This window comes from Pseudomonas sp. MWU12-2037, from assembly GCF_023242345.1.
Lineage (GTDB): Bacteria > Pseudomonadota > Gammaproteobacteria > Pseudomonadales > Pseudomonadaceae > Aquipseudomonas > Aquipseudomonas gingeri_D.
Map to the genome: position 1 here is coordinate 119,317 of NZ_JALLIZ010000013.1, position 13,257 is coordinate 132,573.

Consider the following 13,257-nt stretch of genomic DNA (forward strand, 5'->3'; position numbering starts at 1 on the left):
TCCATTAACCAAAGGGATATTTGAATGGCCGTTTCCGAACGATTGACCCGTCGTCATTTACTGGGCCTGGCCAGCGTTGTCCTGGCGAGCCCGCTGCTGATGTCGTTGCCGCGCGCGAGTCGGGCTGCCGACGAACACGCTGGACACGCTGTCGATACCGCAGCCGAGCCCGCGGGTACCGGTGATTTCATCCGCCTGGACACCCCCCGGGCACTAAAGCTGGCGGTCAATCTGAATGCGGTATGCCTGGCGCCGGTGGTCATCGCTCACGGACAGGGCTTTTTCAAGAAGCACAACCTCGATGTCGAGTTGGTCAACTTTGGCAACTCCACCGAAGTACTGCTTGAAGCCATCGCCACGGGTAAGGCGGATGCCGGCGTCGGCATGGCGTTGCGCTGGCTCAAGGCGCTGGAGCAGGGCTTTGACGTCAAACTCACCGCGGGTACTCACGGGGGGGGCCTGCGTTTGCTCAGCGCGGTCAATGGCGACATGCATACGATCGAGGACCTCAAAGGCAAAACCATTGGCGTCACCGACATGGCCAGCCCGGACCGCAATTTCTTCTCGATCCTGCTGAAAAAACACGGCATCGATCCGGTGCGCGATGTGCAGTGGCAGCTGTACCCGGCGGATCTGCTGGGCACGGCGCTGGAGCGTGGCGAAGTGCAGGCGGTCAGCGGCAGTGACCCGTTCATGTACCGTCTGATCAATACCGGCAAAGCCCGGGAACTGTCCACCAACCTGGTCGAAGAATACGCCAACCTCAGTTGTTGCGTCGTTGGCGTTACCGGCAAGCTGGTGCGTGAAGAAAAGCGCGTGGCGGCGGCCCTGACCCAGGCGATTCTTGAAGCTCACGATTACTCGGTAAAAAATCCCCGGGCCGTGGCCAAAGGCTTCCAGGCCTACGCGCTGAATACCTCCGTCGAAGAGGTGGAGGCGATTCTGCACGACCATACCCATGGTCATCATGCTGTTGGGGAGTTGCTGACAACAGAAATCACCACCTACGTCAGCGACTTGAAAACCGTGGAAGTCATTAGCCAGGGGACCGACGCCCGAGGGTTCGCCAAGGAGATCACCGCCGATGTCTTCAGCTGAAACGACAACGCTGAGCGGGTCGTCGGCGCGGCGGCGCTTCAAGGTCTGGCGCCAGGGAGCGATGGCGGTGGCGGCATGGGTGGCGGTTGCGCTGCTGGTCAGCTATTGGCCCAACGCCACGCGCCTGTGGCCGATGACCCAGGGGTTGGCGAATCTGTGCCTGGCGGTGGCGGCCCTGATCGGTTTGCTGGGCATCGTCGGTCATTGGTCGGTAAAGGTTGCCGCGCGCGTTCGGGCTGCGGGAGCCTGGTTGATTATATTGCCGATTCTGTTGGGGATCTGGGAGCTGCTGACGGCCAAGTCGGGTCTGCTGCCGGTGCCATTCTTCGCACCGCCGCAAGCCCTGCTCGCGGTGTACGTCGAAGACTGGCCGCGCCTGACCGACAGTCTGCTGCATTCGGCGCTGTTGCTGGGGAGCGGAGTCGCGCTGGGCGCTGCGAGCGGTTTTGTGGCCGGGGTGGCCATCGGTTGGTCGAGTCATATCGGCTACTGGCTGCATCCGGTCTTGCGCATTCTCGGGCCTGTTCCTTCGACGGCGTTGTTGCCACTGTGCTTCTTTTTGTTTCCCTCCAGTTGGAGTGCCAGTGTGTTTCTTATCGCCCTGGCCACCTGGTTTCCAGTGACGGTGCTGACGTGGTCGGGCGTTGCCAGCGTCGATAAAGCCTATTACGACGTGGCACGGACCTTGGGTGCGAAGCCGGGCTTTCTGATTTTCAAAGTGGCGATCCCGGCGGCCTTGCCCCACGTGTTCGTTGGATTGTTCATGGGGCTGGGCGCTTCATTCTCGACCCTGGTGGTCGCGGAAATGATGGGCGTCAAATCCGGCATCGGCTGGTACTTGCAATGGGCTCAGGGTTGGGCCGCCTACGCCAATATGTACGCGGCGCTGTTGGTCATGGCACTGGCCTGCTCGGGCTTGATCTCCGCGCTGTTCCTGATCCGCGACCGGTTGTTGGCCTGGCAGAAAGGAGCGATGAAATGGTAACGCCGGCACCGGCAATAACGGTTTCTGCTCCAGCAGGGTTAGCCCTGAACATTGACAACCTGAGTCATGGTTTTGCCCTGGACGGCCAGCACTTGCCGGTACTGAAGCGGGTTTCCCTGCAGGTGGCGCCCGGCGAGTTTGTCGCCTTGCTCGGCCCTTCGGGCTGCGGCAAGTCCACGTTGTTACGGCTGGTGGCTGGGCTGGAGTCGGCCAACTCGGGTACTTTGCTGGCCGATGGTGTGCCTATTACCGGCCCGGATCCCAGTCGGGTTGTAGTGTTCCAGGACCCGACGCTGTACCCGTGGCGACGAGTATGGGAGAACGTCTCCCTTGGTCTGCAAGCCCAGGGCATCCTTAAAACCCATTTCGCCAAGGTCGATGTCGCACTGGAAAAAGTCGGCCTCGGTCAGTTCGCCCGGGCTTATCCCCGGCAGTTATCCGGCGGCATGGCCCAGCGTGTCGCATTGGCCCGGGCGCTGGTCAACGAGCCGCGCCTGCTGATTCTGGACGAGCCGTTGGGCAAGCTGGATTCGTTGACCCGCATCATCATGCAAAAAGAACTGATCGACTTGTGGCAGCGCCAGGGCTACTCCGCACTGCTGGTCACCCACGATGTCGAAGAAGCCTTGCTATTGGCCAATCGAGTGATCGTCTTCAGTGACCGACCGGGAACGATCAAGGCACAACTGACCATCGAGCGGCCTTATCCGCGGCATCGCGACGATCCTTACCTGGTGGACCTGCGCCGCCAGATTATGGGCTTGCTCGGGTTGGGCGAGAGTTGGTAGTCGGTATCTGAAAAGGTTCGGGAGTTCATCGCACCATGGGGCTTACTTCACTGCATTGGGGGGCGTACCACCCGCAGGTGGTCGACGGAAAACTGGAGGCGATGGTGCCGGTGGCGTGGGACCCGGATCCGTCGCCCATCGGAGCCTCAATTCCCGAAGCCATGACTTCGCCGACACGGATCATGCGGCCTGCCGTGCGTCGCAGTTATCTCGCTGACCCCGGCGCTCATCCAGAGCTGCGGGGTCAGGAGCCTTTCGTCGAAGTGTCGTGGGATATCGCGTTGGCGCTGGTTGCCGGGGAACTGAAGAGAGTCAAAGCCGAGCACGGCAACCAGGCGATTTTTGGTGGTAGTTATGGTTGGGGCAGCGCCGGGCGCTTCCATCACGCGCAGAGTCAGTTACACCGTTTTCTCAATCTGTTCGGCGGCTATGTGTTCAGCATGGACAGCTACAGCCTGGGGGCCGGGCGGGTATTGATGCCGCACATCGTCGGCAATATGGATTGGCTGCTGGCGGCGCACACGTCATGGAAGAACCTGGCGCAACACTGCGAATTGTTCGTCGCTTTCGGTGGCCTGCCGGCGAAAAACGCCCAGACCAGCCCGGGGGGTGCCAGCGAGCATCTATTGACCCGCGCACTGGAGGCGATGTCCGAGGCCGGTGTGCAGTTCGTCAATGTCAGTCCCTTGCGCGACGATCTGACTGGGCCGACAAACAATCAATGGCTGCCGGTTCGCCCCGGTAGCGATACCGCGCTGATGATGGCGTTGTCCTACGTACTGGTCAGCGAAGGTTTGCACAACGAGCACTTCATCCGGCGCTACACCGTGGGCTACGCGCGATTTCGCGAGTATCTGCTCGGCCATGTCGACGGCCAGCCCAAAGACCCGCAGTGGGCGCAGGCACTGACAGATATTCCGGCGCAGCAGATCATCGAACTGGCACGACACATGGCCAGTAAACGCACCATGATCAATATTGCTTATTCCCTGCAACGTTCGGTGCACGGCGAGCAACCGTTCTGGATGACGGTAACCCTGGCAGCGCTGCTCGGGCAGATCGGCCTGCCAGGAGGTGGTTTCGGACTGGGCTATGGCTGTATGAATAACACGGGTAGCGGGCGCAAGGCCTTTTCCGGGCCGCGATTTTCCCAAGGGGTCAATCCAGTCAAGGATTTCATTCCGGTAGCGCGGGTGACAGACATGCTGCTCAACCCGGGCGCGCCCTTTGATTACAACGGCAAGACCTTGCATTACCCGGATATCCGCCTGGTCTATTGGGCGGGCGGTAACATCTTCCACCATCACCAGGATCTCAACCGGTTGCTGGTCGCCTGGAGGCGGCCGGAAACCATCGTCGTTCATGAACAGTTCTGGACCGCCCAGGCCAAGTACGCGGATATCGTGTTACCGGCCACCACGGCACTGGAGCGCAACGATATTGGCAGCTCCGCATCGGACCGCTTCATGATCGCGATGCAGCAGGCTATCGAACCCGTGGGCGAATCCCGGGATGACTATTCGATCCTGGCGGATATCGCCGAACTCCTGGGATTCGGCGAAACCTTTACCGAGGGTCGCGATGCCGAGGCGTGGCTACGTTTTACCTATGACGAATCCCGCGGCAGGGCGCGGGAACAGGGGATTGAGCTGCCGGACTACGACCGGTTCTGGCAAGACGGGCTGTTTGAAATCGCCTACCCCGAGACCGATACGGTATTGCTCAAATCCTTCCGCGAAGACCCGGACGCAAACCCGCTGCCGACGCCTTCGGGGCGGATCGAAATCTTTTCCGAACGCATTGCCAGCTTCGGCTACGCCGATTGCCCCGGTCATCCTGTGTGGTTGGACAAGCCGTTGGCGCAGTTCCCGTTGCAGCTGTTGTCGAACCAACCGAAAACCCGCCTGCACAGTCAATACGATCACGGCACCTACAGCCGGTCTTCGAAAATCCGGCAGCGTGAGCCGTTGACCCTGAATATTGCCGATGCGTGCGCTCGGGGCATTGTCGATGGTGACGTGGTCAAGGTGTTCAACGAGCGCGGCGCTTTTCTGGCCGGGGTGATTGTCTCGGATGGAATCCGCCCGGGTGTCGTGCAGATCGCCACTGGGGCTTGGTTCGACCCGTTGGTGAAGGGTGAGCCAAACAGTCTGGATAAACATGGCAACCCGAACATGATCACGGCCGATGTCGGCTCTTCGAGCCTGTCGCAGGGTTGCTCGGCGCAAACTGCCTCCGTGGAGGTCCGGAAGTGGGATCAGGCGTTGCCGCCTGTATCGGCTTTCGAACCACCGTCGATGATTGGATGAGATCAGAGATCGTAGCGTACCGACAACAACAGGGTTCGCGGGTCGTTGATCGAGTAGTAGCGAGCACCGCTGGAGGGCACATAACCGACCGCTTGCGGGTAGGCCCGGTCGAGCAGGTTCTTCACCGACAGCGTGGTGGTCCAGTGACCGTCGCCGCTGACATAGCTGGTGTGGGCGTTCCAGAAGGTTTGTGTCGGGATTTCCTGGATATCATCGTTCAGCGCATTGGCGTAGGACTTGGTCTGGAATTGCGCGTCGGTGCCGGCCTGCAAGGTGCCGGGCAGGCCGATCGGGATGGTGTAGTTGAGGCCGACGCTGGCGTTCCAGCGGGGCGAGTACACCAACTGCTTGCCGTCGGCATTGACGCCGGCGCCGCCGGCATTTGCGAAGTCGTCGTACTTGCTTTGCAGGTAGCCGAGGTTGGCGGTCAGTTGCAGGTCGCTGCTCAGTGCGGTCAGGGTTTCCAGCTCGACGCCGTAGGTGTGGGCCCGACCGACGTTGGTCCGCAGGCTCACGCCCAGCGCCGGGTCGTAGGCGTTGGTCTGCAGGTCCTTGTAGTCGTTGTAGAACAGGGCGACGTTGGCCCGCAGGCGTTGGTCGAAGAAGTCTCCCTTGAAGCCGGTTTCCCAGGTGGTGACGTCCTCCGGGGAGAAGGCCTGTTCGGCGGCGGCCAGGGTCGGTGCGCGGTTGTCATAGCCACCGGCCTTGAAACCTTTGGCGACGTAGGCGTACTGGTTCAGATGCGCGGTCCAGGCGTATTCGAAGCCGAGTTTCGGGCTGGTGGATTGCCAGGACTGGCTCACATTGGCGGTGAAGTTGGTGCCGGTGATCTGCCGGTTGGTATTGATGGCGTAGTTGGTGTAGTCGAAGTTCTTGTGTTCATGGGTAGAGCGTAGCCCGGCGATCAGCGACAGCCGGGGCGTGATCTTGTAACTGCCCTGGCCGTACAAGGCGTAGCTTTCGGTGTCGGTGGTGCTGTACTGGCCCTGGCCGATCACCTGGTTGCGCGCAATCGAGTAGGTCAGGCTGTCACGGTCGGCTTCGAATTTTTCACGGTACAGGTACAGGCCGGTGCTGAAGCTGAAATCGTCGTAGTTGCCGTTGAGCTGGAATTCCTGGGTGCCATAGTTCTGGTTATAGGTGATCAGGTTCTGCTGAATCAGCGCGGCCTGTCCCGAGTTGTCATAGTCCACGGGTTGGTTGAACGCGGAGTAGGCGGTCACCGACTTGAAGTTCAAGTGGTCATCGATCGTATAGATGGCGCGCAGTACCGAACTGCCCTGATCGAGACGGTTCTTCGGATCGAGGCTGCTGTAGCTGGTGAATTTGTCGAAGTGGCCGTTGGCATCAAAGGGGGTGTAGCTGGTGGTGTCGCCACGGTCGAAGGTGCCGGCCAGGGTCAGTTGCACGTCCCACGGCGAATCAATGGGATTGAAGCGCAGCTTGCCGCGGTAGGACTGGATATCGATGTTGTTCACGTCCTTGCCGCGGGTCGGATCGGAAACGGTGCCGTCCCGGCTCAGGCGAATCGCCGAAAAACTCCCGAACAAGGCGTTGTCCACCAACGGGCCGCTGATCAGCAGGCGGGCGTTCTGCGCGTCGTAGTTGCCGGCGCCGAGTTCGAAGAAACCCCGGGTTTCCTGGGTCGGGTCGCGGGTGATCACCCGGATCGCTCCCGCGCTGCTGTTACGTCCATAGAGCGTGCCCTGGGGGCCGCGCAAGACTTCGACACGTTCGACGTCGTTGAAGTCGAGCATCGAGGAAATAGCCCGCGGGATATACAGGTCATCGGCGTAGACCGCGACGGCGGACTCCTGGATCGGATCGGTCTCGCCGATGCCGCGAATGCCGTAGGTCTGCGCGCTATAGGAGATCGACTGGTGGCTCAAGGTCAGGTTCGGTACTTGCCCGGAAAGGTCGCGGATGCTTTTGATCTGCTTGTCCTCAAGGGCTTTTTCGTCGAATGCGGAGATCGCCAGCGGGGTCTTTTGCAAGTCCTCGGCGTGGTGTTCGGCCGTGACCGTGACAACGGGGAGGGCTCCCTCCTTGGTGTCTTCGTCGGCGTGGGCCGACAATCCGAACAGAGCCAACGATATGGCCAGCGTCAGACGGTTTGAAGTGAAGATGTCGTGCATGGTGAACCCCTGGTGTGTAGAAGTGACGTTGGCGTCGTTATGTTTTTTTGGGCAAAGCGTTGCCGGGGCCATGATCCGAAAGCCATGGCTGTGGCGGTTTGAGTCGGTTTCAGGTTTGGGTGTGGCGGTTGACCGTGGAGTGGTGTCGGCCGGAAAAAACGCGCAGTTCCGTGGGCCTCCACCTGGTCAGGGGTCGGTGATGGTTGTAACAGTATTTGTATAGTAAGCGGCTGTAAAAGTCCGATTAGTTATAAGTTAATTATAAAAAAATGGCATTAAGTTTGTAATTTAGATGCGTAACTCTGATGTTGTTGTGGGGCAATCAAAACGCAATCGCGGGCAAGCCACGCTCCCACAGGGGATGGATAACCCGTGGAAACGCGACTTGCCCGCGATGACAAACGATGGGGAGTGCCTAGTACCCGCGCTGCACGTTCGCCAGGTTCTCTGGTGTCAGGCCGTTGAGGACGCGCTCGAGATTGGCGAGGAAACTGTCGGCAATTTCGTGACCACTGTTGCTGGAAATCGCCGACGTATGGGGTGATAGACGAACCCGTGGATGGGCGTAGAACGGATGTCCGTCCGGCAGCGGTTCGGGCTCGGTGACGTCCAGCGAGGCGAGGCCGATCGTTCCGTTCTCCAGTGCTTCAAGCAACGCTCCCTGGTCAAGCAGGCCACCACGCGCGATGTTGATCAGATGCAGGCCGGGCCTGGCGCTGGCGAGCACGGCAGTGTTGACGATATGCCGGGTCGCGCCGGTCAGGGGGGCGGCCAGCACCAGGTGATCGGCGCGGGCAAACAGGTCATGGATATCCCGCGCGGCCTCGACACCTTCCACCTCGAAGGGCGTCTGGCTCTGACGCAACGCCAGCACCTTGATGCCCAGGGCGTGGGCCTTGGCCGCGAGGCTGCGACCGATGGCACCAAAGCCGAGAATCCCCAGGGTGGTGCCCTTGAGCGGTGTCAGCGCAGTGAAATTCCACTGTGAGTCATGCACCCAGATGTCCGGTAGACTCTTGGCGGCGGCGAAGATCGCGGCCAGGGCGAATTCGGCGATGTTCTCGGCGGCGCTGCCCCGTGACGTACTCACCGGTGGGCCGTCGAAGAACCATTTGGGGTAGAAGTCGATACCGGAAGACACCACCTGAATCCATTTCAACCCATAGGGCCAGCCCGGCGGTGGGGTGTCCGGCGCCAGGTAGCCGCGTACATTGATCGGCCGCGCCAGCAGGATACTGACCTCGGGTGCCAGGTCGCTGGGTACCCCGGTCGGGACGCCGACAAGGCGCACGCCCGGGTGCGCTTGGGCGAGGCGCTGGCGGACCACCTCGTTGAGGTCTTCATCCAATTGGCTGGCAATCACAAGCTGGCTCATGGGCGTTCCTTTGGCTGGCGCTGGGCGAAGACGGTTTTGCCGACACCTTGCAGCACGGCATCGTTCTGCGGCGTGTGAACGCGACTGCAGAGCACGTCGCGGTAATGCCGTTGCAAGGGGTTGTGGCGTGACAGGCCGGGATTGCCGGACGCCTCGATGGCCAGTTCGACGGCACGGATGGCGTTGCCGGTGACCAGGAATTTCAGTTGCGCGGCGTTGCTCGTGGACGTGTGTCCCTCAGCCGCGGCATCGAGCAGACTGCGGTTGGCGAACAGCAAGGTGTCGATATGCCCGACGGTTTCCTGGAAGCGCGGCAGGGTCGAGAGTGCCGCGCCGAGGTTGGAGGGCTTGCGTTGTTCCAGCCAGCCCACCAGCCAGTCCCGAGCCGCTTGGGCAACGGCGTCGTAGACCGATGAAAGCAGTACCGACATCCACAGGAAGCCGTCGCCATCCAGCTCGGGTTGCGGTGCGCTCCAGGGGCTGACGCTGACGGCGTGATCCAGCGGCACCAGGACATTGTCGAATACCACCTCGTGGCTGCAGGTGGCGCGCATGCCCAGATGGTCCCAATCCTCGATGATGCTGATGCCGGGCGTGTCCTTGTGCACCAGCCAGGCACCGACCAGCGGGTCTTCATCGTTGCTGCGGGCCCAGACGCTGAACCAGGTCAGACCGTGGCTGCCGGTGGAGTAGATCTTGCGCCCGCTGATCCGCCAGCCGGCAGAGGTGCGGCGCGCGATGGTCGCCGGCAGGCCGCCACGGGCTGGCGTACCGAGGTCCGGTTCGACGCGCAAGGCGTTGATCAGCGCCCCCTTGCTCACCGCGTCCTCGGCCACCTGCGTGCGCAAGGCCGGAGGCCAGGTTTTGCTGTCCTGCAAACGGGTGTGTTGCAGGTACTGCATCACCAGGATCAAGGCGGTGGAGGGCTCGCCCTTGGCAATGGCGCTGATGGCCTTGCGCGCCTGGGCCAGGTTGGCGCCGCCACCGCCCAGGGCCTTGGGCACGGTCAGGGCCACCAGGCCGTGTTCGTGCAACAGCTTGAAATTGTCATGGGGGAAGGCGCCGCTTTCGTCGTAAAGATGAGCGGTGGCGGCCAACTGACTGCTGATGCGTTCCAGCAAGGCTTCGAAATTGGCCACTGCCACCGAGCGCAGCAGTGGCGTTTGTTGAGAGGAAAGGCTCATGGTCGGCTCACTCGATCAAAATAGTGTTTATATCGGCAGCAACTTGAACTGCCGATCCCACAACGGGCTGACATCCAACCGCTGGCTCAATACCCCGGCGCTGAAAAACAGATCCGCCACTTCTTGCTGCGAAGCGATGGCCTGCTCATTCACTTCGATCAGCTTGTAGGGCTGGCTGCGGCTGTTGTACATGTCGAGGAACACCGCTTTATCCACCCCCAGTAGTTGCGCCGATTTCACGGCCCAGGGCTCGGGGTTGTTGTTCATCCACTCCAGGGTGCGCGCTTCGCGCTGCAGGTAGTCCTGGATCGCCTGTTTGCGCAGAGGGTCCTCCAGAGCGGCGGGGCGGGCCGCGATCAGGTAGTTGCCCGAGAGGTAGCCCAGGGCGGTTTTCAGCACCCGGGCGCCACTGCGAAATTTCGCCAATTGGATAAACACGCCGTAGATCACCCAGGCGTCCAGCTGGCCGCTCTGGAACGCGCTGAAACCATCTTGTGGGGTGAGCGCCACGGCGGTGATGTCGTTCAAGGTCAGCCCTTGTTCCTTCAGGGCCTTGATCAAAAAGTAGTGGGACGTGGTGGAGCGTACATAGCCCACCCGCTTGCCCTTCAGTTGCTCGACGGATTCCAGTTTCGAGTCCTTGGGGATCAGGATCACCTGGTTGTTCACGTCGCCTTGAAGGACGGCGATCAGCTTGGGCTCGCGATGGCTCTGGATCGAGAAGATCGGCGGGATTTCACTCATGCCGCCGATGTCCAGGCTGCCTGAAGCCAAGGCCTCGACAATCAGGTTGCCGCCGGCAAATTCCGCATAGTCGACTTTGTAGGGGGTATCGGAGGTGCCGGCATCGTCGGTGAAATAGGAGTCCTGGCCACGGTAGCTGGCGACGGCGAGGGTCAGCTCCGAAAGTTTTGCCGTGGCCCCCAGCGCCCGTGGCACCAGGGTCGACAACCCCAGTGCGGCCAAGGCTACGGAGCTGGCGGTCAGGAAACCGCGACGATTGAGCTGTCCCTGGATGATCGTGTTCATCATGGTCAGGCCAGTGCCTCCTGTTGCGCTTCGGATTCAAGGGCGAGGCTATGGCGATTGGCCGGGACCTCCAGGCCGAGGTTGTCGCGCAGGGTGACGCCGCTGTATTCGCTGCGAAACAGACCACGTTGCTGCAACACGGGCACCACCTGTTCGGTGAAGGACTGCAAGCCATCCGGCAGTAGCGAGTTGATAATGAAACCGTCGGCCGCGCCCGCTTCGAACCAGGTCTGGATCGCGTCGGCGACCTGCTCCGGGGTGCCGACGAAATCACGTTTGGGGCGCGAAAAGCGCAGCGCCACTTCCCGCAACGTCAGGCCTTCGTCCCGGGCCAGCTGTTTGATGCGGTCAGAGCCGCCTTTCTGGCTGTTGGAGCCCAGGTCGCCCAATTCGGGGAACGGCGCGTCCAGTGGATATTGGCTGAAATCATGGTCGTTGAACGGCCGACCCAGGGCTACGATGGCATCCTCGACGGTCACCAGTTCCACGGCTTGTTGATAGCGGCTTTCCACCTCGGCTTCATCGCGGCCGACAATCGGCCGGATGCCCGGCAGGATCGACAGCTGATCGGCATCTCGGCCAAAACCACGGGCGCGCTTTTTCAGGTCCTGGGCATAGGCACGGGCTTCGTCGAAGTTCTCGGCGTGGACAAAAATCGCATCGGCATTCTCGGCGGCAAAGTTACGCCCGGCCTCGGAGGTGCCGGCCTGGAAAATCACCGGTTGGCCCTGGCGGGAACGGGCGATGTTCAGCGGGCCCTTGACCGAGAAAAACTCACCCTTGTGTTCCAGGGCATGCAGCTTGCCGGGGGTGAAGAACTCGCCGCTTTGCTTGTTATAGGCGAAGGCATCGTCCTCCCAGGAGTCCCACAGGCCCTTGACCACTTCCACGTGCTCCTTGGCGATGCGATAGCGCACGGCATGGGGCGGATGCTCGGCCTTGCCGAAGTTGTCGGCGGTGCCGCTGAGCCAGGAGGTCACCACGTTCCAGCCGGCGCGGCCGCCACTGATATGGTCAAGGGAGGCAAACTGGCGTGCCACCTGGAAGGGTTCGGTGTAGCTGACGGTCACGGTCGCCACCAGGCCGATGTGCGACGTCAGCGCCGCCAGGGCCGAAAGGATGGTCAGCGGTTCGAAGCGGTTGAGGTAGTGGGGGCTGGATTTTTCATGGATATGCAGGCTGTCGGCAATGAACACGAAGTCGAACTTCGCGCCTTCCGCCAGTTGTGTCTGCTGCTTGTAGAAACCGAAGTTGACACTGGCGTTGGGCTGGGCCTGCGGATGGCGCCATTCGCCCCAGCCATGGCCGACGCCATGGACCATCGCACCGAGTTTCAGTTGGCGTTTGCTCATGTTCTCACTCCTTTAGCGGGACGGCTGTTTATCGAGAAGCTTGGGTAAAGGGGGCACGCTGGGCGTTGAAGCTCTTGTCGAAGCCTTGGGAGACGTCGATGTGTCGGGTGAGAAGCCCTTCTTCCTGGTAGATGTCAGCGGTGGTTTGCAGGCCGCTGATCACCGCGTCGTCGATCGCCACCGGTTGCATATGGGTGGCCTTGGCCACGGCTATATGCACCGCCAGGGGCAGGCCGGTGACCTTGGCCAGGGCGGCGGCATAGGCTTCGGGATGGGCATTGCTCCAGCGATAGGCGCGATCGACCCGGGCGACGAAGTCGTCCAGTTGCTGGCGCTTGCCGGCAATGGCCTGGCTGGTGGCCGCGAGGTACAAGTGGTTGGTCAGCAGGCTGTCACCACTGACCAGGACCTTGGCCTGGCTCTGGGTGGTGGCGATGGTGGTGTAGGGATCCCAGGTCGCCCAGGCGTCGGCGCTGCCGTTGTCCAGCAGCAGGCGCGACTCGCTGGGTAGCAGGTAGATGAATTGCACGTCCTGGGTGCTCAGGCCGACACTGCGCAGCGCCTTGATCGCCAGGAAGTGGCCGATGGAGCCGCGGGTGGTGACGATACGCTTGCCCTTGAGATCAGCGGCAGTGTTCAGCGGCGAATCCTTCAGCGTGAGCATGGCCGTGGTGTAGCGCCCCTCGGCGTGGATGATGCTCACCACCTTCAGCGGCGCACCGGCACCGAGGGCGAAGACATAGGGTGCATCGCCCAAGGCGCCGATATCCACGGCACCGGCATTCAGTGCTTCACCCAGCGGGGCGGCGGCGGGGAACTCGGAAAACTGGATCTCGTAGGGCACGTCGGCCAGTTCGCCGGAGACCTCCAGCAGCACTTTGATCGTCGACTTTTGATTGGCCACCAACAGCGGTTGCAGGTCGGCGGCGTGGCTCGCCGCGCCGAACGCGAGGGCGCTGGCGAGCAGCAGGTGCTTGAACGGTTGGGTAAAGCGCATGACAG

The 13,257-nt window shown here is 61.5% G+C and carries 10 protein-coding genes; 4 read left to right on the top strand and 6 right to left on the bottom strand.

Going from position 1 to position 13,257, the window contains the following annotated elements; translation table 11 throughout:
- Positions 1–24: 24 nt before the first annotated feature.
- Genes M5B42_RS22325 through M5B42_RS22340 form a run of 4 tightly spaced genes read left to right on the top strand, consistent with a single transcriptional unit; the run spans position 25 to position 5,180 of the window.
- Positions 25–1,098: an ABC transporter substrate-binding protein gene (locus M5B42_RS22325; protein ID WP_248747040.1), complete on the top strand. Its 1,074-nt coding sequence runs from the start codon at positions 25–27 to the stop codon at positions 1,096–1,098.
- Entirely contained in the window at positions 1,085–2,083 is a 999-nt protein-coding gene (locus M5B42_RS22330; RefSeq protein ID WP_248747041.1) for an ABC transporter permease subunit, read from the top strand. Before M5B42_RS22325 ends, M5B42_RS22330 begins: the two co-directional genes overlap by 14 nt.
- Complete coding sequence (locus tag M5B42_RS22335) at positions 2,077–2,871, top strand: ABC transporter ATP-binding protein (RefSeq protein WP_248747042.1); 795 nt, start codon at positions 2,077–2,079, stop codon at positions 2,869–2,871. The genes M5B42_RS22330 and M5B42_RS22335 overlap by 7 nt, the downstream gene beginning before the upstream one ends.
- 35 nt (positions 2,872–2,906) lie before the next feature.
- The gene (locus tag M5B42_RS22340; RefSeq protein WP_248747043.1) at positions 2,907–5,180 is read left to right on the top strand and encodes a molybdopterin guanine dinucleotide-containing S/N-oxide reductase; all 2,274 of its coding nucleotides are present in this window, start codon (positions 2,907–2,909) and stop codon (positions 5,178–5,180) included.
- 2 nt (positions 5,181–5,182) lie between these two features.
- On the opposite strand, the gene M5B42_RS22345 is transcribed toward M5B42_RS22340, so the two are convergent.
- From M5B42_RS22345 to M5B42_RS22370, 6 genes are all read right to left on the bottom strand, one after another.
- Positions 5,183–7,315 carry a TonB-dependent receptor gene (locus tag M5B42_RS22345; protein ID WP_248747044.1) on the bottom strand — a complete coding sequence of 711 codons (2,133 nt, stop codon included), beginning with the start codon at positions 7,313–7,315 and terminating at the stop codon, positions 5,183–5,185.
- A gap of 415 nt (positions 7,316–7,730) precedes the next feature.
- Complete coding sequence (locus M5B42_RS22350) at positions 7,731–8,690, bottom strand: D-isomer specific 2-hydroxyacid dehydrogenase family protein (protein WP_248747045.1); 960 nt, start codon at positions 8,688–8,690, stop codon at positions 7,731–7,733.
- Complete coding sequence (locus M5B42_RS22355; protein ID WP_248747046.1) at positions 8,687–9,874, bottom strand: acyl-CoA dehydrogenase family protein; 1,188 nt, start codon at positions 9,872–9,874, stop codon at positions 8,687–8,689. Before M5B42_RS22355 ends, M5B42_RS22350 begins: the two co-directional genes overlap by 4 nt.
- A 27-nt stretch (positions 9,875–9,901) precedes the next feature.
- Complete coding sequence (locus tag M5B42_RS22360; protein WP_103498426.1) at positions 9,902–10,906, bottom strand: ABC transporter substrate-binding protein; 1,005 nt, start codon at positions 10,904–10,906, stop codon at positions 9,902–9,904.
- A 2-nt stretch (positions 10,907–10,908) separates the two neighbouring features.
- Positions 10,909–12,255, bottom strand: coding sequence for an LLM class flavin-dependent oxidoreductase (locus M5B42_RS22365; RefSeq protein ID WP_152740770.1), 1,347 nt, complete (start codon positions 12,253–12,255; stop codon positions 10,909–10,911).
- A 28-nt stretch (positions 12,256–12,283) separates the two neighbouring features.
- Complete coding sequence (locus M5B42_RS22370) at positions 12,284–13,252, bottom strand: ABC transporter substrate-binding protein (protein WP_248747047.1); 969 nt, start codon at positions 13,250–13,252, stop codon at positions 12,284–12,286.
- Between the last annotated feature and the right edge of the window lie 5 nt (positions 13,253–13,257).

Bases quoted from the DNA above. Each gene is read 5' to 3' on its own strand.
- M5B42_RS22325 (WP_248747040.1), top strand. From the start codon at position 25: ATGGCCGTTTCCGAACGATTGACCCGTCGTCATTTACTGGGCCTGGCC.
- M5B42_RS22330 (WP_248747041.1), top strand. From the start codon at position 1,085: ATGTCTTCAGCTGAAACGACAACGCTGAGCGGGTCGTCGGCGCGGCGG.
- M5B42_RS22335 (WP_248747042.1), top strand. From the start codon at position 2,077: ATGGTAACGCCGGCACCGGCAATAACGGTTTCTGCTCCAGCAGGGTTA.
- M5B42_RS22340 (WP_248747043.1), top strand. From the start codon at position 2,907: ATGGGGCTTACTTCACTGCATTGGGGGGCGTACCACCCGCAGGTGGTC.
- M5B42_RS22345 (WP_248747044.1), bottom strand. From the start codon at position 7,315: ATGCACGACATCTTCACTTCAAACCGTCTGACGCTGGCCATATCGTTG.
- M5B42_RS22350 (WP_248747045.1), bottom strand. From the start codon at position 8,690: ATGAGCCAGCTTGTGATTGCCAGCCAATTGGATGAAGACCTCAACGAG.
- M5B42_RS22355 (WP_248747046.1), bottom strand. From the start codon at position 9,874: ATGAGCCTTTCCTCTCAACAAACGCCACTGCTGCGCTCGGTGGCAGTG.
- M5B42_RS22360 (WP_103498426.1), bottom strand. From the start codon at position 10,906: ATGATGAACACGATCATCCAGGGACAGCTCAATCGTCGCGGTTTCCTG.
- M5B42_RS22365 (WP_152740770.1), bottom strand. From the start codon at position 12,255: ATGAGCAAACGCCAACTGAAACTCGGTGCGATGGTCCATGGCGTCGGC.
- M5B42_RS22370 (WP_248747047.1), bottom strand. From the start codon at position 13,252: ATGCGCTTTACCCAACCGTTCAAGCACCTGCTGCTCGCCAGCGCCCTC.